We start from the raw sequence: 2,150 nt of genomic DNA on the forward strand, positions 1-2,150 counted from the left end.
GCCCTGCCGGCCACGCGGGTCCGCGAGGTCGAGCAGCTCGCCCAGCGCCAGGCGGCGCTCTCCTCCGCGCTCGGCGACGACCCCGACGACCGTCCGTGACGGACGCCTGGTCGCCACCGCCGTCTCGACCCGCTGGGTCACCGAGCCGGTCGCCGGCCGTGCGTTCACCCGCGAGCTCGAGCAGCACCTGGGCGGCCAGCTGGACCGGATCAGCCTCGAGGCGCCCCAGCAGGTGACGCTGTCCGGGCCGCAGGGCCAGTTCCCGCTCACGATCAGCAACGACACCCGCGTGCCGGTGACCGTGGGCGTCGACCTGAGCTCCACGCGTCCGGGCCTGCGCCTGGAGGACGTCGAGCCGGTGACCATCGACGCCGGGGCCCGCTACACGCTGACCGTGCAGGTCGACGTCGGCGACCAGGGCTCCACGACGCTGCGCGCCACGCTCGTCACCCCCGACGGGGACCGGATCGGCACCCCCGTCGACTTCAACGTCCGCTCCAGCGCGGTCGGCGCCGTGCTGTGGGTCGCGATCGGCCTGGCCGGGCTGTTCGTCGTCGTCGCGCTCGTGCGCCGGTTCCGTCGCCGCGACCGCAAGGAGACGCCCGCGTGAGCTCGGAGCAGGAGACCGGACCCGACCTCGTCCGGGCCAGCGCGTGGATGGCGCTGGGCACGATCGTCTCCCGGCTCAGCGGCTTCGTCCGGCTGTTTCTGCTGGCGTTCGTCCTGGGCTCGGCCCTGGACGCGGACATCTTCAACAACGCCAACACCGTCCCCAACGCGGTCTACATCCTCGTCGCGGGCGGCATCTTCAACGTCGTGCTGGTGCCGCAGCTGGTGCGGGCGATGAAGAACGACGCCGACGGCGGCGACGCCTACGCCCAGCGCATCATGACGCTGGGCCTCGGCGTGCTGCTCGTGGCGACCGTCGCGCTGGTGCTGCTCGCCCCGCTCGTGGTGCGGCTCGTCTTCGCCGAGAGCTTCTTCGACGCCGGTCTGGCCGAGCAGCGCGCGGACGCCGAGCTGCTCATGCGCCTGTGCATGCCGCAGGTCTTCTTCTACGGCGCGTTCGTGCTGGCCGGCCAGGTGCTCAACGCCCGGCGCCGCTTCGGCCCGATGATGTGGGCCCCCATCGTCAACAACCTCGTCGCCTGCCTGGTGCTGGTGGCGTACGCGCTGGCGTTCGGCGTCGCCGAGCGCGGCACCACCGACGTCGACGGGTTCAGCAGCGCCGAGGCGTGGCTGCTGGGCCTGGGCTCGACCGCCGGCATCGTGGTGCAGGCGCTCGTGCTCGTCCCCTCCCTGCGCCGAGTGGGCTTCCGCTTCCGCCCGCGCTTCGACCTGCGCGGCACCGGCCTGGGCCACACGCTGCGGCTGGGGTACTGGACGCTGCTGTTCATCCTGGTCAACCAGGTCGCGTTCGTGGTGGTCAACCGGCTCGCGACGTCCGCCACCGTGTCCGGGGCCGAGGACGGCACGACGGCCGGCGGCTCGGCGGTCTACCAGATGGGCTTCCTGATCAGCCAGGTCCCGCACGGCGTCGTCACCGTCTCCCTGGCCACCGCGCTCATGCCGACGCTGGCCTCGCTGGCCGCCGACCGCGCCTACGCCCCCATGCGGGCCGAGCTGATGCGCACGCTGCGGCTCGCGCTGGCCGTGGTCGCGCCGATCGCCGTCGCCGTCGCGTGCCTGGGTCCCCAGGCGATCGCCCCGCTGCACGCCTGGGGCTCGATCGGCGAGAACGCGACCGTGATCGGCCTGGCCGTGCAGGCGTTCGCGCCGGCGATCGTGCTGTTCAGCGTGCACTACGTGATGATGCGTGGGTTCTACGCCGACGAGGACACCCGCACGCCGTTCTTCGTCCAGGCGCTCGTCGCGGCCACGAACGTCGCGCTCGCGGTGACGTTCGTGCACGCGGTCGACCCGCAGCACGTCCCGGCCGCGCTCGCGCTGGCCTACGGCGGCGCCTACCTGGTCGGCTCGATCGCGGTCACCACCCTGCTGTCGCGGCGCATCGGTCGGGTGCTGGACCCGGCCACGCTGCGCTTCGCGCTCAAGCTGGGCCGTGGCGCTGGCGCTGACCGCGGCCGTCGTCCTGGGGCTCCGTCCGCCTGCTCGACGTCGCCGGGCTGGACGTCGACGAGAGCGCCGGC

The 2,150-nt window shown here is 73.3% G+C and carries 2 protein-coding genes; both read left to right on the forward strand.

The features are described 5' to 3' along the window. A partial coding sequence (locus AC2W7G_RS14510; protein WP_485869063.1) for a DUF6049 family protein occupies nt 1–610 on the forward strand: 610 nt, incomplete at its 5' end. Further along, nucleotides 607–2,150, forward strand: a 1,544-nt coding sequence (gene murJ, locus AC2W7G_RS14515; RefSeq protein ID WP_485869064.1) for a murein biosynthesis integral membrane protein MurJ, incomplete at its 3' end; no start/stop codon positions are given. The genes AC2W7G_RS14510 and murJ, both read left to right, overlap by 4 nt.

It is taken from the genome of Aeromicrobium sp. PFPM2_SD2 (assembly GCF_057364525.1).